Annotated in this window: 17 protein-coding genes and 3 pseudogenes; all 20 read right to left on the bottom strand. The window is 61.8% G+C overall.

Annotated elements, in window-relative coordinates:
• Window positions 1-13: 13 nt before the first annotated feature.
• Complete coding sequence (locus CAP2UW1_RS04245; protein ID WP_015765431.1) at window positions 14-811, bottom strand: glycosyltransferase family 2 protein; 798 nt, start codon at window positions 809-811, stop codon at window positions 14-16.
• 47 nt (window positions 812-858) lie between these two features.
• Window positions 859-1,545, bottom strand: a complete 687-nt coding sequence (epsI, locus tag CAP2UW1_RS04240; protein ID WP_015765430.1) for an exosortase-associated protein EpsI, B-type — start codon at window positions 1,543-1,545, stop codon at window positions 859-861.
• 32 nt (window positions 1,546-1,577) lie between these two features.
• A complete protein-coding gene (gene xrtB, locus CAP2UW1_RS04235; RefSeq protein WP_015765429.1) occupies window positions 1,578-2,489 on the bottom strand; it encodes an exosortase B in 912 nt (303 codons plus the stop codon).
• A 429-nt stretch (window positions 2,490-2,918) separates the two neighbouring features.
• Window positions 2,919-3,161 (bottom strand): DUF2442 domain-containing protein, encoded by a 243-nt coding sequence (locus CAP2UW1_RS04230; protein ID WP_015765428.1) that lies wholly within the window; start codon window positions 3,159-3,161, stop codon window positions 2,919-2,921.
• An 8-nt stretch (window positions 3,162-3,169) separates the two neighbouring features.
• Window positions 3,170-3,403: pseudogene (locus CAP2UW1_RS25965) on the bottom strand (DUF4160 domain-containing protein); the annotation flags it as partial.
• A 57-nt stretch (window positions 3,404-3,460) separates the two neighbouring features.
• Window positions 3,461-4,627, bottom strand: a pseudogene (gmd, locus tag CAP2UW1_RS04225) (GDP-mannose 4,6-dehydratase); the annotation flags it as partial.
• Between the two features lie 3 nt (window positions 4,628-4,630).
• Window positions 4,631-5,317 (bottom strand): exosortase-associated protein EpsI, B-type, encoded by a 687-nt coding sequence (gene epsI, locus CAP2UW1_RS04220; protein WP_015765427.1) that lies wholly within the window; start codon window positions 5,315-5,317, stop codon window positions 4,631-4,633.
• Window positions 5,318-5,321: 4 nt separating this feature from the next.
• On the bottom strand, window positions 5,322-6,227 hold the full coding sequence (xrtB, locus tag CAP2UW1_RS04215) for an exosortase B (RefSeq protein ID WP_015765426.1): 906 nt from the start codon (window positions 6,225-6,227) through the stop codon (window positions 5,322-5,324).
• A 107-nt stretch (window positions 6,228-6,334) separates the two neighbouring features.
• The gene (gene tnpC / locus CAP2UW1_RS04210; RefSeq protein WP_012806762.1) at window positions 6,335-7,918 is read right to left on the bottom strand and encodes an IS66 family transposase; all 1,584 of its coding nucleotides are present in this window, start codon (window positions 7,916-7,918) and stop codon (window positions 6,335-6,337) included.
• Between the two features lie 106 nt (window positions 7,919-8,024).
• On the bottom strand, window positions 8,025-8,414 hold the full coding sequence (locus tag CAP2UW1_RS25960) for an ATP-binding protein (protein ID WP_041567693.1): 390 nt from the start codon (window positions 8,412-8,414) through the stop codon (window positions 8,025-8,027).
• Window positions 8,415-9,036: 622 nt separating this feature from the next.
• A pseudogene (locus CAP2UW1_RS25955) lies at window positions 9,037-9,405 on the bottom strand (AlbA family DNA-binding domain-containing protein); the annotation flags it as partial.
• Window positions 9,402-9,677, bottom strand: coding sequence for a hypothetical protein (locus CAP2UW1_RS04190; protein ID WP_041567690.1), 276 nt, complete (start codon window positions 9,675-9,677; stop codon window positions 9,402-9,404). The gene CAP2UW1_RS04190 and the pseudogene CAP2UW1_RS25955, both read right to left, overlap by 4 nt.
• A gap of 49 nt (window positions 9,678-9,726) precedes the next feature.
• The gene (locus CAP2UW1_RS04185) at window positions 9,727-10,002 is read right to left on the bottom strand and encodes a DUF2442 domain-containing protein (protein ID WP_015765425.1); all 276 of its coding nucleotides are present in this window, start codon (window positions 10,000-10,002) and stop codon (window positions 9,727-9,729) included.
• 11 nt (window positions 10,003-10,013) lie between these two features.
• Window positions 10,014-10,262, bottom strand: a complete 249-nt coding sequence (locus CAP2UW1_RS04180; protein ID WP_015765424.1) for a DUF4160 domain-containing protein — start codon at window positions 10,260-10,262, stop codon at window positions 10,014-10,016.
• Between the two features lie 9 nt (window positions 10,263-10,271).
• A complete protein-coding gene (locus CAP2UW1_RS04175) occupies window positions 10,272-10,703 on the bottom strand; it encodes an archaeosortase/exosortase family protein (protein ID WP_049778515.1) in 432 nt (143 codons plus the stop codon).
• A gap of 311 nt (window positions 10,704-11,014) precedes the next feature.
• Window positions 11,015-11,899, bottom strand: coding sequence for a chain length determinant protein tyrosine kinase EpsG (gene epsG, locus CAP2UW1_RS04170; RefSeq protein ID WP_015765423.1), 885 nt, complete (start codon window positions 11,897-11,899; stop codon window positions 11,015-11,017).
• Window positions 11,900-11,925: 26 nt separating this feature from the next.
• Window positions 11,926-13,341, bottom strand: a complete 1,416-nt coding sequence (epsF, locus tag CAP2UW1_RS04165; RefSeq protein ID WP_015765422.1) for a chain length determinant protein EpsF — start codon at window positions 13,339-13,341, stop codon at window positions 11,926-11,928.
• A gap of 19 nt (window positions 13,342-13,360) precedes the next feature.
• Window positions 13,361-14,137, bottom strand: coding sequence for a polysaccharide export protein EpsE (gene epsE, locus CAP2UW1_RS04160; protein ID WP_199931651.1), 777 nt, complete (start codon window positions 14,135-14,137; stop codon window positions 13,361-13,363).
• A 140-nt stretch (window positions 14,138-14,277) separates the two neighbouring features.
• Window positions 14,278-15,240 carry an EpsD family peptidyl-prolyl cis-trans isomerase gene (locus CAP2UW1_RS04155; protein WP_015765420.1) on the bottom strand — a complete coding sequence of 321 codons (963 nt, stop codon included), beginning with the start codon at window positions 15,238-15,240 and terminating at the stop codon, window positions 14,278-14,280.
• Window positions 15,241-15,662: 422 nt separating this feature from the next.
• Entirely contained in the window at window positions 15,663-17,972 is a 2,310-nt protein-coding gene (locus CAP2UW1_RS04150; protein ID WP_015765419.1) for a nitric oxide reductase activation protein NorD, read from the bottom strand.
• Window positions 17,973-17,974 lie beyond the last annotated feature (2 nt).

Raw genomic sequence — 17,974 nt, 5'->3', positions numbered from 1 at the left:
GCCGTGCTGCAGCTCATGGCGCCACCGACTCGTCTTTCTGGTTGCGCTCGCGGTAGTGGCTGAGCAGCACGTCCGGATGGCGTTCCGCGTGAACCCCGAGGTAGCGGAACTTGCGAAAGCGGTTCCAATCGCCCGGCTCAAGGTAACGCCAAGCTCCAATATCCCAAGGAATTGACTTGAACCAGCGATGATAGAAAGCCGATGACGTCGTAACCTGATTCACTGCAAACTTGGGAGCATGATTGATGTGCCACTCATCTGGGATCCTTTCGTACTTGAATGGGTGCCAGACAATATCCGCTCGCTTTTCGCGAATGAAGGCCACGAGTTTTCTGATGCGATCGCGGGGTTGCTCATCGTCGTCATCCAGATGTGTGATGAACTCACCCCGCGCCAACGAAAGCGCATGATTTACAGCCACCGTTCCCGCCACCATCCATCGCAAACGAGGCTCATCCGGATAGCGACCCCGCTCTGGTAAGTTGATGAATTCCACCCGTTGATCCGCCAAAGCGGCCATTCGCTCCGCGGTATCGTCTGTGCAGCAATCGCCAACCACGACTATCTGTAGGTTGCTGTAGTCCTGGTTAAGGATTGACTTGAGTGATCTTTCAAGCAGCAACTCGCCCCTGTTATAAGTGGCTATGCACACCGTAACGAGCGGTGCATCGCACTCAAATGCCCGCTGATAGTCGCGAGACCGCCGCTCGGAACGAAAACGTGATCTTGCTCCCCAGCCTAAATCTGAAAAGGAACGGAATGGCTCCTTAAGGCGAACCAGCGAATTAGAAATGGCCGATTTTAATGTCATGGTGTAGTGACGCTACTCACCGGCAGAAGGAAATATGCCCATACGCTTCATTTGGTGCGAGGGGCTGCGCCCAAGCGCTCCCGATCACCGTCCTTGACTGACTGGAGAACTTCATCGATGAACTTGGCTTGCTGTGTGAAGGCCGCTTTTTCGTCTGGATCCACAGACGAAACTCTGAACAAAAGTCCATCGGGAACTTTTCCTCTCAGGCGGAAGGCAATTTCCGTTAGCTTTTTGTTGATTCCGCCCTGAACCACGCTGTCACCAACCGTTATCCAGTATGTTACGGGCTCGACGCGCTGGCCGAGTTTGGTAACTAAACGCGTGGCGGGAATTGATCCGTTCGGGATGACTATCGATTCATCGTGCCGACTAATTAGAGTGAATCCTTGTGCCGGGTAGCAAACCTCTGGCTTGTGCACTTGAGTCGCACGACTTTGGTCCCCCCCGTACGCTATTGAAAGCATGATGCGATAGCCTCTCGAATTGACGTAGCTTCTAAACAAAGTCTCGCTGTAGATCGTGTCGAGAAATTCCTTCTGCTGAGGATTGACCATATACGCAGCGTTCTGCGCTTCTTGATGCCAGTCGCCAAACTGGGCTGGAATCATTGATTTCAGGTCGAGAGCCGGGCGCTCGTCAGCGAGCTTGGATGATGGGCGCAGTGCAATAGCCGAAGCAGATGCGGCAAGCATCATTAGCAACAACAGAAAGCTCTTGCGGAATAGGTTCATCTAAGCTCAGGGGCAAGGCGCAAGCAAAGGCATTATGGTGACTTGCTGCAGGCGATGATTTCTTGGGATTTGATTTTGCGGCGGACGCGCACCCCTGCCTGCAACAGCGAATCCACGCCGATGATCAGCAACAACGCGCTGAGGAACAACACCATGCCGGAAAAACCGTGCAGGAAGCCCTGCCCCGCCTCGTCGCCCAGATGGTGGGTGATCAGCGTGAGCACCATGACGCGGATGACGTTGGCGGTGAATGAGATGGGCACGATCAGGATCGCCAGCGCGATGTTGCGGAACCATGATTCGCTGCGGATGATGTTGAGGTAAAGAAGGCCCAGCGCTTCGAGGCTGAACAGCGTGTGCAGCCCGGCGCAGGCGTCGGCAACCAGGAGCTCGTACTGCCCGACCTGCAGCACCACGCCGGTGCGGGCGATCGGGTAGCCGACGGTGAAGAGGATGTTCTCGGCTGCGTAGGACGCCGTCATTTTCATCGGCATCGTGACGGTATCGACAATCGCGCCGGGCAGCGGGATCATGAACAGCATGAAGAACAGTGCGAACCACTGGGCCTTGTTGGCGCCGCCGCCGCGCATCAGCAGCAGGACGCCGGCGAGCAGCCAGATCAGCGAGCCGACCTGGCACATTAGGATTTCCTGCGAACGGCCGACGATGTAGAGCAGCAGGCCGACGACGACCACCGGCCAACCCGCCGCCGAGGTTTGCGCACCCTCGCTGCTAGCCCACATCGCCGGCCAGTTGCGCCAAGCCGGCGAGCACGACACCCCGAACACGATCGGCCCGTGGGACTGCTCGTCGGTGCTCCAGATGCCGCGGAAAAGGTCGACAAAACTGGGGCCGTATATGACGCCCAGCCCGGTGACGACCGGGCCCCACGTGAGCAGCGTGGCGCGCTGGTCGGCGGTGGCGGGATGGGGGGCGAGGTTCATGGGGAGAGGATTATGGGACGAGCAGACAGTGCGGCAACTCGGAAGGAAATCGCTGTCTGCAAATGGATTAGGTGCTGCGCTGGGCGCCTTGGTTCAAGGATGCGGCGAGCCTGTTGGCTGCTGTAGCCATTTCGTCGACGCTCATCTCGCCTAGGTAGAGAGGCATACGAGGGGCACGGTTCAACGAGGAAGCCTGGGTTAGGTGGCAGTTCTTGCATGGTAGCCGCTGGCCTTGAACACTGCCAAAAAGTCGTATTCGGGCATTTTCTGCGCGAAACAGGCATCGGTGGCGGACTGGTTGCTCAGGTCGAGTTCGGCATGGGTGCGGGTGAGGATCTCGGTGTAGCCTTTTCGTCCCGAGCTTGCGCACGAGTGGCGAGCCCCGGAGACCCTGGTAGCCGGCGACGAAGATCTTAGCGGTTTTCTTCATTAGTCTGTCTGCAATGGTGTCGAACGGTCAAAAAGCGTCTCGGGGGCAATGTCGAGATCGCCCGGCCAGCAGACTGTATCCAGGGCTACGTAAGCCTGCTTGAACAAGGCCACATTCTGGAGTCGCGTAAAAACACCCTTCTGTAGATAGGGACGCGCGTCGAACAACCGGTGATCGCCTGTGTTGAACCAGAGTTCGAGTAAGTATCCGTCCTTGGGAACAACACGTACGACAGATTCCATAGTCACTCCTAGCGCAATGGGTCGATGGCAAATGGCGTTTGCCCGCTCACGGCGAGCTCCCAGTCGGCAAGTAACGCTTCGCGATGAATCTCGATCCACGCTTGCACGAGCCTCGTCTTGGAAATCGGGATTTCACCGCTCAGAATCGCGCCGTCAAGAATGGAAAAGGAGGCTTCCTGTCCTTGGTACTTGGCGTGAATGTGTGGAAGCTTGTGCCGCTCATCATCGTAGAAGTACAGGCAGATGATGATGCCGTAGAACATGCTTATCGTTGGCATTGTCCTGCCTCCTCTCTCGTACTCGTTGTAATCGAAGGCGGCGTAGCCGTTCTTCTTGAAAAGTTCGTCGCGTTCGGCGCTCTTCAGGTCTTCGCGGACCATCTCGGCTACGAGTTCGTGGAACGCGATCCTTGGTATCCAGCCTGGTGTTTCTTTGGCTTTGGTGGCGTCGCCGAGCAGGGTTTCGACTTCGGTGGGGCGGAAGTAGCGGAGGGCAACGGCGATGATGGGCTGGTCAATGACTGCTGGATTCTGGCCTTCGCCGGACTGACGATGAAAGGGTGCCCCCTCCCCTAGTGCCCCCACCCCCCTCCCGACCTCCCCCTTGAAGGGGGAGGAGATAAGGTATCCATTCTCTTCTATGCCTTGGCCTCGCCAACGGATTTGCATGTCCAGTTCCTTGGCGGCAGCGTTGAAGAAGTCGCGGACGCCGTATTGGACACCGGTGGCTATGACGAAGTCCACGGGCTTTTCCTGCTGGCGCATCAGCCACTGCACTTCGACGCAGTCGCTGCCATGCCCCCAGTCGCGCAGGGATTCCAGTTTGCCGCGGTTCAAACAGTCTCGCAGGCCGAGCGTGATGCGTGCCATGGCGCGGGTGATCTTGCGGGTAACGAAGGTCTCGCGGCGCAGGGGGGATTCGTCGTTGAACAGGCTGCCGTAGCCCTCGCGGTGGTTTACGGTGATCCAGCAGCAGGCAAGAGCTTGACGACCGCGCAAGGGCTGCGCAGGCAGAAGGGCGAGGTTTCCTTCTGCGGGGTTTCCTGCACCAGTCCATAGAGTTCGCTGGTGGATGCCTGGTAGAAGCGAGCCTTCTTCTCCGGTCCGAGGATGCGGATAGCTTCGAGGATGCGCAAGGGGCCAAGGGCATCGAAGTTGGCGGGGTATTCGGGTTCCTCCAAGCTGACCGCGACGTGGCTCTGGGCGGCGAGGCTGTAGATTTCGTCGGGCTGCACCTGCTGGATGATGCGGACGAGGCTTGACGAGTCGGTCATGTCGCCGAAGTGACGGATGAAGTTGCGGTTGTCGACGTACGGGTCCCTGATACAGATGGTCGATGCGGTCGGTGTTGAACAGCGACGCGCACCGCTTGATGCCGTGCACGATGTAGCCCTTCCTCAGCAGGAACTCGGCGAGGTAGGCGCCGTCCTGGCCGGTGAGGCCGGTGATGAGTGCGGCCCTGGTCATTTGTCAGGTCCTGCCAGAGGAGCCTGCGAGGCGTTGGCGCTGTTCAGACGTTACTGAACCAAGCGCTTGGTTGATGAAGTTCGTCTGCAAGTCGTAGGCCCGGGGGGCTTCAGGATCGATGGACGATACGCGGAATGATAGTCCATCCGGGGTCTTGCCGGCAAAGCGGAATCGCATTTCGGCAAGTTTGGTCTGCGCGTTGCCCTGGACGATTCGATCGCCGACTGTGATCCAGTAGGTGATCGGCTCGCGGCGCTGACCAAGCCGTGTGTCGACGTGCGCTACCCGGAGCAGTCCGAAGGGCAATGCAATGCTTGCTACTGCCTTGTTCAGTAACTGAAAACACTGTGCTGGGCAGCAAACTTCGGCCCTGTGCACCTGTGTCAGGTCGCTTTGGTCGCCGCCGTAGGCTACCGAGAGCATGATGCGATACCCCTTCGCATTGATGTAGGTCCGAGACAAGGTCTGCTTGTAGATCTTGTCGAGTACTCCCTCTTGCTGGGGATTGACCACGGCAGCACATTGCGGAGGATCTTCATGGCAATCGGCAAAACGCTTGGGTATCAGCGCAATCAGGTCGATAGGCGAGCGCTCATCGGCAATCCTGGCTGTCGGCCACAGCGCGATCGCCGAGCCGCACGCCGCGGGCATCAGCACCAGCAACAGCAGACTCTTGCGGACCAGGGTCATGGCGTCACCTTGCCGCCGGCGCCGACTGTTGCTTGCGGTGCTGCCGGCGGATGCGAACGCCTGCCTGCAACAGCGAATCCACGCCGATGATCAGCAGCAGCGCGCTGAGGAACAGCACCATGCCGGCAAAGCCGTGCAGGAAGCCCTGCCCCGCCGCGTCGCCCAGGTGGTAGGTGATCAGCGTTAGGGCCATCACGCGAATGACGTTGGCGGTGAAGGAGATGGGCACGATCAGGATCGCCAGCGCGATGTTGCGGAACCATGATTCGCTGCGGATGATGTTGAGGTAAAGAAGACCCAGCGCTTCGAGGCTGAAGAGCGTGTGCAGCCCGGCGCAGGCGTCGGCGACCAGGAGTTGGTACTGCCCGATCTGCAGCACCACGCCGGTGCGGGCAATCGGGTAGCCGACCGTGAAGAGGATGTTCTCGGCCGCGTAGGACACGGCAATTTTCATCGGCATCGTGACGGTATCGACAATCGCGCCGGGCAGCGGGATCATGAACAGCATGAAGAACAGCGCGAACCACTGGGCCTTGACGGCGCCGCCACCGCGCATCAGCAGCAGGATACCAATCAGCAGCCAGATCAGCGAGCCGACCTCGAACATGAGGATTTCCTGCGAACGGCCGACGATATACAGCAGCAGGCCAACGACGACCACTGGCCAACCCGCCGCCGAGGTTTGCGCGCCCTCGCTGCGTGCCCACATCGTCGGCCAGTTGCGCCAGACCAGCCAGCACGACACCCCGAACACGATGGGGCCATGCTTCTGCTCGTCTGTACTCCAGATGCCGCGGACAAGGTCGACGAAACTGGGACCGTACATGAAGGCCAGCCCGGCCACGATCGGGCCCCACGTGAGCAGCGTGGCGCGCAGGTCGGCGGTGGCGGGGCGGGGATGAGAGTTCACGAGACGCGCTTCATTAGCAGGGGTTCGACGGGCGGGAAAAGTCGGCGGTCGCGGGACAGCGGGAGGCGAGGTTGAGTGAGTGCGAGTTCATGTAATCATTCACTCCCCTACGCGGTTGCCGGGATGGCGGGGATCGTGGGGAGCTGCAAGCCTTTGCGGGCGGCGGCGATGACGGTGCCGAGGTACTGCCAGGCGGATGCTCCGCGACGGCGACAGGTTTCGATGAGGCTGGCGAGGAAAGCGAAGGCGCGGGATCCCTCTTCAGAGCGTGTGCCGTGGCTGATGGTGCGCGAAATCACCCAGTGCCGAAGCGCCTGTTCCGCGGCGTTGTTGGAAAGCGGCAGGTGGGGCTCGGCAACGGGACGCAGGATCACGTCCCAGTCGTAGAGGAATTCGCGCACGACGCTACGCAGCACCGAGTGGTCATCCATCCGATGGGCTTCGCACAGGTGCCGCAGTCGCTCAATCTCGTTCGCGTAGCGGGCCGGGAGTCCTTCCGGCGGCGGATCGATCCGCGCCGCGTAGATGGCGGCCATCAGCGTCTTCATGATGCCTTCCATCTCTTGCCCCACCCCGGAGACTCGCGCGTCGCTCGATTCGGCCAGCCCTCTCAGTTTGCGCAGCAGGTGCGGCCAGCAACGCAAGCGGTTTGCCCAGGCGCGATAGACGCCGTAGCCATCGCTGATGAGCAGGCCGGCAAAGCCGTCCTGCAGGGCGTTCTCCAGCATTTCCCGGCTGCGTGGGCCGATCAGGAACAGCACCGTGTGGGTCGTCACCAATGCCCACAGCCACAGCAGCGTGCCGGACTCCGGCCACGAGGTCTCATCGACATGCAGTTGCGCTGCCTGCACGATGTCGGCCACCAGGGCGTCCTCCAGCGGCAGACTGGCGCGGCCCGCTTCCCGGATGGTTTCGTCGATGACGCCCGTACTCAGCGTCAAGTCGAACAGTTCCATCAGCAATTCGCGAATGCTCGCCCGCGACAGGCGCATGCGCACCGCCAGCAGGACGATCACCCCGGCCAGCCGGGGACCCACGAGACGCCATTCCCCGAGCTCAACCTTCTCCCATTGCCCGTCGGCCGGCGCCCGCCAAGCTTGCGCACGGCTGACATGGCCGCAGGAGCAGCTCACTTCAAGCAGCGTGTGACGGGTGACGCTGAACGTCAACCCGATCAGGCTCTCGACCGGCGGCGCAATGTCGACTTCGTCCCAAGCCGTGTAAGCCTGCGACGCGGCATCCGCCGACAACACTGCCGCACAAGCGGCGCAGATCTCGGGACGGTGCTCGCACCGGGCGGTGATCGCCAGCTTCTGACTGCGACCATGACCTGGACTGCCCGGTTGCTTGCCGGGCCGCTTCCCAGACCCCTTCTTGGCCGATTGCCGCTGCCCATCAACCGGTGGAGCCTGTTCCGTCTCTTCCGTAGAGCTTCCAGCCGTCTCCGCGGCGACGTCGGCATTGCCGCGCTCGTCCGCCGCGCCATTCTGTTCCTCCGAGCCACCTGTCTTCGCCCAGGGCGGTTGGCTGGTCGGCGGACGCGAGCTGTTGTCCGGGTTCTGATTCAGCCGATCCTGCAACTCCTTTACGTCGTGCAACAGCCGCTTCGACACTTCCAGCAAAAGCTCCGCCGGCAGCTTCTTCAGCCACTCGTCGTTCATCTGGAACAGGTCATGTTTGCTCAGGTGCATCGTGCCGCGTCTGTCAGGTCGTCTGCAAGTTCCGCAACTATGCCATACAAATCATCAGGCTGGCAGCTTTTCTTAAGGGGGTGTGAACGATTACGAGTTCATGACGCTAGCCGCCCACCTTCCAGTGGCCGCCTTTGTCCTGACCGATGCGAGACAGGCGGTTCTCTTCTTGCCGTTTTTTCAGTGTTCGTTCGATGGTGCGCGTGGTTACGCCGAACTGGATGGCCAAGGCGGAAATCGTCAGCTTCCCGTCCCTGCGCAATGCGGCCAATACTTTCTCCGACATTTTCTCCGACGTTCGTCTGTCCGGCATGACGAAAGTCATGATGACGAAGCCGGCGTTTTCTACGATAGTAGGCGGCTGCAGGCCGGCGTCTTGCATCTGGCTGGCTATCTTTAGCGTGCCGCCACCCCAGGTTTCGATCAGACCCCGGCGGTAGAAAACGCTGGCAATCCATGGGTTCCAAGGGGTTGATTCGTGAGGCTGGAATAGCATTTCCGGTGTCAGGCCGAAGTGAAGTTCTCCTGCGGAGATGATTTTCCAGTCTGTCGTCGTAAAGTGCGACGGCAACGCTGCCCGCGGCGCTTGCATAGTCGCGATGAACAAAGGCATTGGCAAGTGCTTCGCGGGTGGCTTCGGGCGGCAAGGCCGGGGTGTCGATTCGTGCCATTTGTCCGGGAACGATCTTGCTGGCGACCGGCAGCCAGTCGATGAGAAAGCGCTCGGCACGTCGCATCAAGTTAAAGGCGTTGCCTGTGTATTGCCGGTTGTCGAGGAATTCGTCCCGCGTGGCGCCCTTGAAGCGGGCGAGGCGCAGCTTGAACTGGGGGTATTCGGCCAACGGAACATCATCCCTACAGAATAGTGCGAGTGCGGCTCTGGATAGCTGGCCGTGGGGCAACAGGAGACCCAAACCACGCAGGATTGCCTGCGGGTCGCGCGAGCCGGGGTCCTCGCAGCGGCCGCGACGAATGGCTTCTTCAATGGTGGGGAGGATTTCGTTCTGGTCGAGTTGGTCGGCGGTCCAGCCTGCGGCGGGCTCGGTTTCCCAGCGGGTGGTTGCGTGAGCCGATTCGATGATCGGGCGCTGAGAGTGCTCACGCGGCATGACACGGGTGGTGTTGAGTACACGCTCATACGTAACGCCGCGGAATGTAAAGGATGGATTACCTTTGCGCAAGGTGTGGACGACCAGTGCCTGAAGCCCGTTGTCCAGATCGATCCGTTCGATCGATAGCATGAGCGGCGGCTCAAAGCCCTGGAACTCCTGCGCCAACTCTTCAAGAGTCCGGTCGGTCACTTGCTGCCCAACCACTTTACCCGCTGAAGTGACGCCGAATACCAACTGGCCTCCTTGTCCATTGGCAAACGCGCACAGCGTGCGGCAGGCGCGATCCTTTTCCGCAGTCGATTTCTTGAATTCCAGGGTGGCAGATTCGCCTTGGCGGACAAGGTCAGCAAGGCGGGTGACGAGCTGATTGATCATGCTGTGGCGGGACGGGGGGCGAGGTTCAAGGGGCGCGTCGGCAAAGTATGATTATGTGCTACCGGTGGCGACTTTTCTTGGGGTTTGATTTCGCGGCGAAAGCGAACGCCTGCCTGCAACAGCGAATCCGTGCCGATGATCAGCAGCAGGGCGCTGAGGAACAGCACCATGCCGGCAAAGCCGTACATGAAGCCCAGTCCGGCGACGATCGGGCCCCAGGTGAGCAGCGTGGCGCGCCGGTCGGCGGTGTAGATTTTCGAGTTCAGTTCCAAGTCAAAGGTTCAAGTTAAAGAGGCAAGGCCATGGGCAGACTCTTTGCCGTTAGGCGGCCGCCTCGGAATTCTGAATCCAAGCAGGCGGCGTGCCGGTCGCCAACTCGTAAAGCGTTTCCGGAGACAGGTCGAAGCCACACGGCCAAACCAACGTGGGCCACTCATCGAGAAAGAACTTCCGGAACTCGGTTTCGGCCAGGAGCGGTTTCGCAGCCGGGTAGCGCGCAATCACACCAGCAAGATCGACGACATGTGTCTCTCCGTTGCTGAAGCGAAGCTTGATCCGATATTCGCTTTGGTAGGTGGCGCTCTGCACTGAAATCATCCGGTATCTCCTCAGACCAAGGGAGTCAGTTTATGAAACTCCTTGGAGTTCCACATTGCAAGTAGTTCCTGCTGGTGCAACTCGGCCCATTCCTCGACAAGGCCTCGGACCCGCGCCGGCAGTTGTCCTTCCAGCAGGTTGAGGCTACGAATGGCGACCACAGCGCGGTACTCGTTGTATCGCACGTGAAAATGTGGCGGATTGTGTTCGTCGAAATACATGCTGATCACAATTCCGAGAAAGCGGCAGATCTCTGGCATGTGTGTTCCTCACCCGTTGTAGTCCATGAGCTTGTAGCCGTGCTTCTTGACGAGTTCGTAGCGTTCGGCGCGCTTCAGGTCTTCGTGAATAATTTCGGCTACGAGATTGGCAAAGGTGATCCGTGGCGTCCAGCGTGGTTCTTCTTTGGCGGTGGTGGCACCGCCGCGCATCAACAACAGGATACCGATCAGCAGCCAGATCAGCGAGCCCACCTCGAACATGAGGATTTCCTGCGAACGGCCGACGATGTACAGCAGCAGGCCAACGACGACCACTGGCCAACCCGCCGCCGAGGTTTGCGCGCCCTCGCTGCGCGCCCACATCGTCGGCCAGTTGCGCCAGACCAGCCAGCACGACACCCCCAACACGATGGGGCAATGCTTCTGCTCGTCTGTACTCCAAATGCCGGTCAGCAGGTCGTAGAGGCTGGGAACATACAACGCCGCCAAGCCAGCGACGAATCGGCAGCCACGTCAAGAGTGGCGTGGCTTGCACGTTCATCATCATTGGGCCAGTACCGGGGTTCACGCGCATTGGTTTGAGCCAATTGTCTCAAGAAAAAACGGTAGCACGGCCGCGGCCTGAGAGACCGCGCGCTGGCCATATCGGATGCAGTCGACACTGTTGGTGAGTGATAGATCCCCGATTACAGTGCGCGTCGGAGCAGAGTCTCTCTTGCCGACAAGGGAAAGAAGTCGAAATGTCGGCGCGGGTCGCGAGCAACGCTTTCGATCGCGCGCTCTCATCCCGGTTAACCGGCATTGAGGACGGATCCCACCACTGCCGCATTCGTTTCGCCCAAGGTGGCGGTCAGTTGCTGGAGCGACCGGGTAAGGCTGGCGTTCTGACGGGCCACCAGCAGCGCGGATCCGGCGCGGGCGGCGATTGTCTGCGCGTCCCCCATCAGGGCACCGGCGGGTGTGTCAAGCAGGATGACGTCGAACTGCTTCGCCAGGTCGTCGAGCAGGGACGCGAACTGCGGGCGCCCGAGCAATTCGAGCGGGTTGGGCGGGACGAGGCCGGCGGGGAGGACGGAAAGATCGACCATGCTGGTTATGCGAATGACCGCGTCGGTGCCGGCCCTGCCTGCCAGGATAGCCGACAGGCCGGCGCGACTGCCGAGCCGGAAGAGTTCATGCTGGCGGGGATTGCGCAGGTCGGCGTCGATGAGGAGGGTACGTTCGCCGAGTTGCGAGAAGACCACTGCGAGATTGGCTGCCAGGAAGCTACGTCCTTCGCCACGGTCGGCACTGACCAGGGAGAGTGCACGGTGCCCAGGTTCGCCGTTGAACCAGCGCAGCATGAGCTGGCTGCGCAGCGCCCGCAGTTGTTCGACCACGGCGGTGAAGGGCTTGAAGGCGGCGATGACCTCAGCGCTGACGCTCTGGTCGCCGGTCTTCAGATACGGGTATTCGAATTGGGCGGCAAAGGCAAACTGGATGTCCTCGTCACTCACCAAACCCAGCGAGATGGCGGCATCGCCGAAACGCAGGCCCTGCTCCTTCTGCGCCCGGAGGACACGCTCCACAGCCTCCGGGGCAAGCCTGCCGGAATCGACGAGGATCGCACCGAGCGAGCGGTCGCGGCCACACGGAGATATCACCTGTGGAACAGCACAGAGGGTTTGCGACGACATGCTTGCATTCTCCTCGGCGGCCATGGTCAGTGCACCCCACGCTTGAACCTGAGGCGCGCCATGAGGTGGCGCCGGTCCCGCGCGGGCGCAGCCTTGCCTTCTGCTGGTCCGATCACGGCCAGCAGCGGCAGGCCGACAGTCTCCATCAAGTCCTCGGGCGAGCGGATACGGCGGCTGAGCAGTTCGAGCAGCAAGGTAGCAGCAACGCCGAGCAGGGTCCCAAGGAAGATGGCGACCAGAGTATTGAGCAGGATTCTTGGACTCGAAGGTTCGAGTGGCGGCGTCGCCGCGGTCAACACCACGAGGTTGGTTTGCTGGGTCTGGCTTTCGAGGCTGGTCTGTGCGAGGCGCTGGGTGACCAGTTCGTAGGAACGCTGCGCGCTTTCGACATCCTTCTGCAGCACGGAGACCTGGTCGCGCAGATCCTTGAGGGCCAGCACTTTCTCCTTCTGGGCTTCGAGAGCGGTGCGAATCTCGGACTCCCGCCGCACATTGACTTTGGTGGCGGTGCCCAGGCCAGAGGTCACCCGCCTCGTCTCCTGGGTCACGCGCTCACGCAGGGCGTCGATTTCCGAGCTGATGCGCTGGTATTCCGGATGGTTCTTGCCCACCCGGCTGCCGATCTCCTCGCGCTTGGCTTCCTGGCGGGCCACATCGCCCTTCAGCGCCTGGATGAGTGAGTTCTGCAACACCTCGGCGCTGGTTTCGCCGTCCCTACCGGCCTGATTCTGCCGCGACTGGGACTCGGTTTTCTGACCCTCAATGATCACCAACTGGGTGGACAGTTCCGCCAGTCTGGCGTTTTCCACGTCCAGCCGTTCGTCCACGGCGATGATTCCATGCTCGCGCTGATAGGAAGAGAGCTTGCCCTGCGCCTCCTCGACGGCATCACGCAATTGCTTGGTGCGGGCGACAAACCACGCGGCGTACTGCTTGGCCGGTTCAACCTTGAGTTCGAGGGTGGTGTCGATGTACGCCTGAGCAAAGGCATTGGCGACCGCCGCCGCAAAGCGGGGGTCTGCGCCTTTGAAGACGATGTTGATGACGTTGCTCTCGCGCGAGGGCTTGACGTCGAGCTTTTTTTGCAGCGCCTGTGCCAACCACACTTCGACGGTGCCACGGCCTTCGGTCGCGTCCTGCCACTCCTCGATCACGGTCGGGTTCTTGTCCAGGCCAAGCAGCCTCACCGCCAGTTGGGCGACGCGGTCGCTGGTGATGATGTCCACCTGGGTGGCCATGTAACCGGGCAGCACCTGCGCCGGCAGAAGCACCCCGAGGAGCGGATCCGGCGATTTGACATCCACGACCATCGAGGTGTTGGCTGAGTATTGCCTGGGCATGACAAGGCTGACGACAAGGGTGGTCGCCACCGTGGTAGCGAGCGTGCCGAGAAGCACTTTCCAGTGCGCCCGCAGGATGAGGAGAAATTGCTGAAGAGACATGGGATCTGCCGGCGCCCGCTCAGAACAGGCTCTCCTTGACGTAGATGACGTCGTCTGCCTTGAGGGGGTCGTCCATACGAGTTTCGAGGACTTCCAGCTTGCCTTCGGCGTCGCGGCGGTGGACACGGATGCCACGCTCGGTGCCACGCGGGGTGAGGCCGCCACCGGACGCCAGCCCCTGCATCACCGTCATGTCACGTTCGAGACGATAGACGCCGGCTCGCTGCACCTCGCCGTAGATGTAGAACATCGGTGCTCGATGGACATAGATGATGTCACCGCCCACCAGCGGGATGTCACCGCCCGTGCCGCTCTTCAGGAACAGACTCGGGATGTCGATTTCCTGGCGTACCCGCTTGCCCTCGCGCACGCCGGTGAGGATGGCGGTGTCGGCGCCAGTGGCGGCGATGCCGCCTGCCGTGGCGAGCATGTCGGAGAGCCGGGTGTCGAAGGTTTCGAGCGGGTAGCGACCGGGGCGATTGACTTGGCCAAGCACGGCGATCTGGTTGCCGCGAATCTGCAGCAGGAGCAGGTTCACCTGCGGTTGCAGGACGAAGCCACCTTCACGCAGGCGCTGACCAATACGCTGTTCGGCTTCGGGAATGGCCAGGCCGCCCACGGCGACAGTGCCCACCAGGGGATAGGTGATCGAACCGGTTTCGGAGACGCGCGTCTCGACGGTGAGATCCGGATTCTGGAAGACGGAAATCCTGACCACGTCGCCCGGGCCGAGAACGTATTCGGCCTTCTTGTCGGGATCAGCCGCGGCCGCCGCGGTTACGCTCAGCAGGACCATGGACGCCGCCAGCAGCCAGCCCAGAACGCGCGACAGCAACACGCAGCGACCCGTGTCGATGCATCGAGTTACCCGACCCGGAGCCAGATCAAGCGCCGGCATGTGACACCCGGGAGAGACTGCATACAGCATGGACGCAATCACTTGAGGCCCCGGACACCCTTTTCCATATGCGCTGCCGAGGCATCCTTCGATGCCACCGGCGCGGCATCGGGCTGGGTCGCCGGCTGTGCCGATGTGGCGGGCGCACCGGGCGAAGCGGCGAATTCACCGAGGTATTCAATCTTGGCCGCAGCGCGCAGGCGCTTCATCTCTGTCTCCGCCAATTCGGACTTCTTCTTGTTGGCCAGAAACTGTTCAATAGCCGGTCTTGCTGTCTGTTCGTCGACGGGTTGATCCCGCGAGGCAATCAACTGTAGCACCGCGGCACCGCCGGGCATCGTCACCAACCTGATCTGGCCGTCCCGCATCTCCGCCACTATGGGCAGCAGGTTCAGCGGCAACTGCTCGGCACCCTTGGCGCCGCTGCCAGCGTTGAAGGGAATGTTCTGCTCCTTCAGCCAGGCGGCCACGTCGTTGAGCGACTTCGCCCGGTCAACGCGCTCCTGCAAGGCAGGCATCTTGTCTGCGGCAATGGCAACGCCGAGCTCATTGATGTTGTAAATACGGCGAGCGCTGAAGAGGAGTGGGTTGCTCGCGTAGTAGCCATGCACTTCCGCAGCGTCTGGCTTGCCAGCCTGAGCGGTGACGCTATCAACGTAGGCGCGGGCAAGGATCTCCCGCTTGGCCGCTTCGATGGCCTGCACCACGGGTGCGGTGCGATCGAGCTTCTTCTCCATGGCCTCCTGCAGCAGCAACTCCTGACCAATGAGGCCTTCCAACACTTTCCCGCTTGCCTGTCTTGCCTGATCAGCGGGAACGTTGCCGGCGCGAGCCAAGACATCATTGATCTGGTGGACCGAGATTTCGCCACCGTTCACTTTGGCCGCGACCTGGGTGGCGGACTTGGTCTTGTCGTCCTTGCCACTGCAAGCGGTCAGGGCCAGCACCATGACGATGGTGGCGGTAGCCGCGAAGGGCATCCGTGGGTCAATGCAAAACATGAAATCGATCCAATCCTGGCTGATGCCGAGTTCGCGCCGAAAGAAGAGGTCTGTTGCGCCGACAAACCTCCGGCCACATCGGCCAAAACGCATGGCAGGGTACCGCACACGGAGCCTATGAGAATGGCAACCCTCGACATGACCGCCCCCGTCACAGAGCCCCGCCTCCTGATCTATGCAAGGTTCGAGAGCACACCCTACTTGCCGTACGATGTAGCCACGCCACCCCGCCACGCATAATACCAGCAAACATAGGAGTGGCAACCGTCCTACGTCCGATCTCGACACAGAGACGACGGGCAGCTCTCTCCCTGGACTTGGCGCCGATCGTCGACCGGGAAGACGATGCGCCCCGGCTGCTTACGCTCAACAGCCGCCGAGGCCGCGCCTCGCAACAACGGCCCGGCCACCCGCCGGCCGCCTTACCTCGTCAACGCCAGAAACAGCTCCGGCAACCTTTCCGGCAAGCGCTCGACCCTGTCGATCACCGAATAGCGCTGGCCGAAGATCTCGCTGACGTACGCGTCGGCCTGGCGATCGAGGCTGATGCAGTAGGTGAAAATCCCCCGCCGGCCCACTTCGCCAACGGCCTTGCGCGCGTCCTCGACCAGCAGACGCTCGTCCTGCACATCGACATCGGAAGGCCGGCCGTCGGTGAGAATCAGCAACAGCTTCTTCTCTGCCTTCTGCGCGGCCAGGTAGTGCGCGGCGTGGCGGATGGCGCCGCCGATGCGCGTCGAGTAACCGGCTTGCATGGCCGCCAGGCGGCTCTTCACGCTGTCACCCCAGCGCTCGCTGTAGCCCTTGAGATGCAGGTAGCGCACGTCGTGCCGGGTGTCGGAGTGAAAACCGGCAATCGCCAGCGCGTCGCCGAGTTGCTCGATCGACCACGCCAGCAGCGACACCGCCTCCTGACTCAGCTCGAGAACCGTCTGCTGGCCATCGCCCGCCTTGTCGCCGAGGGATTGCGAAAGATCGAGGAGCACCAACACCGCCAGGTTGCGCCCATTCGTCCTGTGGCTCATGTTGATCCGCGGGTCGGGCCGGGCACCGCTCTTGAAGTCGATCAGCGAGCGGATGGCGATATCGAGATCGAGCTCACTGCCGTCTTCCTGGTAGCGGATGCGCACCTTGTCCTGCGGTCGGAGGAGATCGAGCAGGCGCTTCAGGCGTTGGGCCAGGGCGGCGTGTTTTTCCAGGAGCCGGTCGATGATGGCGGCGTCGCCGGCAGGGTGAAGCGATTCGTAGAGGCTGACCCAATCGGGCCGGTAAGTCTGGCTCTGGTAGTCCCACTCCGGGTAGTGACGTGGCGGCAACCGCTCGATTTCGCTCGGCGCGGCCGTCGGCGGCGGCACGTCGAACATCTCCTCGTCGTCGGAGAGTTCGTGGAATCGCCAGAGATGACGGTTGTCGTCGCGGTAGTCGATCACCGTGTCGGCGAAGTAGACGCTGGCCTGTTGGTCGCTCTGCCGGCGCGTGCGCGCGACGTAGGCGAGCGCCAGTTCGGCGATCTGTTCGCTGCTCGATTCGCCACTGGCCATCGTGCGCACGAAGCGGTCGACGAACTCGCCCAGCGCCGCGTCCCGATAGCCGTGCGGCGGATCGAGCAGCGCGCGCGAGAGCATGGCCAGACGATGGCGGAGGCAGGAGTGCGTTTCCGGGTTGCAGGCACCTTCGACCGGCCGGGGGTGCAGCGCCAGAAAAACGCGGCGCAGCCCCGGATACTGGCGGAGGATCAGCGTTTCGATGCGGCTGTCCTCGAAGAACTCGATGGCCAGGCGCTGCATCGGGCTGAAGTTGTCGGCGAACATCGACTGGCTCCAGCGCCGGTGACCAGCGATATGCGCCAGAGTCGCACGATAGCGGTCGATGCCGGCAACGCCGTGAGCATCGTCGAGAGCGTCGGGGAGACGAATCCCCGTGGCATCGTAGTAAGGCAGCAGCGGCAGGGCGATCGCCGGGTCGTCCGCGGCCGGCGCGCTCGCCGAAGGTAGCAGGCTGGTCGAGTACGGCACCAGTTGCGCGCTGTCGTGCCACAGTCCGCGCAGGTAGAGGTCGAGCAGACGCTCGTGGTCGACCAGCAGGGTGCCGTGCCGCTCGCGCTGAAAGACGGCGCGGCTGTCGGCCGACTGCAGGCTGAAGTAGGCGCGCTGTCGATCCGGGTGCGTGGAGTAGTTGCGAATCCCGTAGTCGACCCAGTTCTTCAGGCCGGCGATCGTCAGGCTGTCGAGGAGGGCCGGCGCCTGTGCCAAGAAATCGGGCAGGCCGGGGCTGGCGAAGCTCTTGTGGATTCCGTGGATCGAGCCGGAGGTGCGCTCCATCAGGTCGAGGGTCAGATCGAGGTAGTGCTGCATCTGATCGCGCGTCGCCAAGCGTCGCGATACGGCGGCGAGTGTCTGCAGGAAAGGGGCGATCGCCCTGCCGTTCGGGGACTTCGACAAGGCCTGAATGGTCCGCACGATCGCCGGCAGCGCGTCTTCGCCGATGCTTCTGACGACCGCCGGCCATTCTTCGAGGAAGGCCAACACCGGTTCGACGCCACGGCCCAGGCGCCCGAGCAGACGGCCGGTATCCAGATAGGCGCTGACGCCCTCGGGCGAAAGGACGGCCAGTGCGTCCCGCAGACAGTCCTCGAAGACTTCGCCGACTTGCGGAAAGCGGCAGTCGAGTTGCGCGCGGTACGCCGCCAGACGCTCGGGCCAGGCGCCGTCGAGGGTCTCGCGGGGCGACATCA

It is taken from the genome of Candidatus Accumulibacter phosphatis, from assembly GCF_000024165.1.
Classification (GTDB): Bacteria; Pseudomonadota; Gammaproteobacteria; order Burkholderiales; family Rhodocyclaceae; genus Accumulibacter; species Accumulibacter phosphatis.
This window is presented reverse-complemented; position numbering and strand designations above follow the sequence as displayed.

Excerpts from the sequence above, each read along its gene's own strand:
- CAP2UW1_RS04245 (WP_015765431.1), bottom strand. The coding sequence starts at position 811 with ATGACATTAAAATCGGCCATTTCTAATTCGCTGGTTCGCCTTAAGGAG.
- epsI (WP_015765430.1), bottom strand. The coding sequence starts at position 1,545 with ATGAACCTATTCCGCAAGAGCTTTCTGTTGTTGCTAATGATGCTTGCC.
- xrtB (WP_015765429.1), bottom strand. The coding sequence starts at position 2,489 with ATGAACCTCGCCCCCCATCCCGCCACCGCCGACCAGCGCGCCACGCTG.
- CAP2UW1_RS04230 (WP_015765428.1), bottom strand. The coding sequence starts at position 3,161 with ATGGAATCTGTCGTACGTGTTGTTCCCAAGGACGGATACTTACTCGAA.
- epsI (WP_015765427.1), bottom strand. The coding sequence starts at position 5,317 with ATGACCCTGGTCCGCAAGAGTCTGCTGTTGCTGGTGCTGATGCCCGCG.
- tnpC (WP_012806762.1), bottom strand. The coding sequence starts at position 7,918 with ATGCACCTGAGCAAACATGACCTGTTCCAGATGAACGACGAGTGGCTG.
- CAP2UW1_RS25960 (WP_041567693.1), bottom strand. The coding sequence starts at position 8,414 with ATGCTATTCCAGCCTCACGAATCAACCCCTTGGAACCCATGGATTGCC.
- CAP2UW1_RS04185 (WP_015765425.1), bottom strand. The coding sequence starts at position 10,002 with ATGATTTCAGTGCAGAGCGCCACCTACCAAAGCGAATATCGGATCAAG.
- CAP2UW1_RS04180 (WP_015765424.1), bottom strand. The coding sequence starts at position 10,262 with ATGCCAGAGATCTGCCGCTTTCTCGGAATTGTGATCAGCATGTATTTC.
- epsG (WP_015765423.1), bottom strand. The coding sequence starts at position 11,899 with ATGTCGTCGCAAACCCTCTGTGCTGTTCCACAGGTGATATCTCCGTGT.
- epsF (WP_015765422.1), bottom strand. The coding sequence starts at position 13,341 with ATGTCTCTTCAGCAATTTCTCCTCATCCTGCGGGCGCACTGGAAAGTG.
- epsE (WP_199931651.1), bottom strand. The coding sequence starts at position 14,137 with ATGGTCCTGCTGAGCGTAACCGCGGCGGCCGCGGCTGATCCCGACAAG.
- CAP2UW1_RS04155 (WP_015765420.1), bottom strand. The coding sequence starts at position 15,240 with ATGTTTTGCATTGACCCACGGATGCCCTTCGCGGCTACCGCCACCATC.
- CAP2UW1_RS04150 (WP_015765419.1), bottom strand. The coding sequence starts at position 17,972 with ATGTCGCCCCGCGAGACCCTCGACGGCGCCTGGCCCGAGCGTCTGGCG.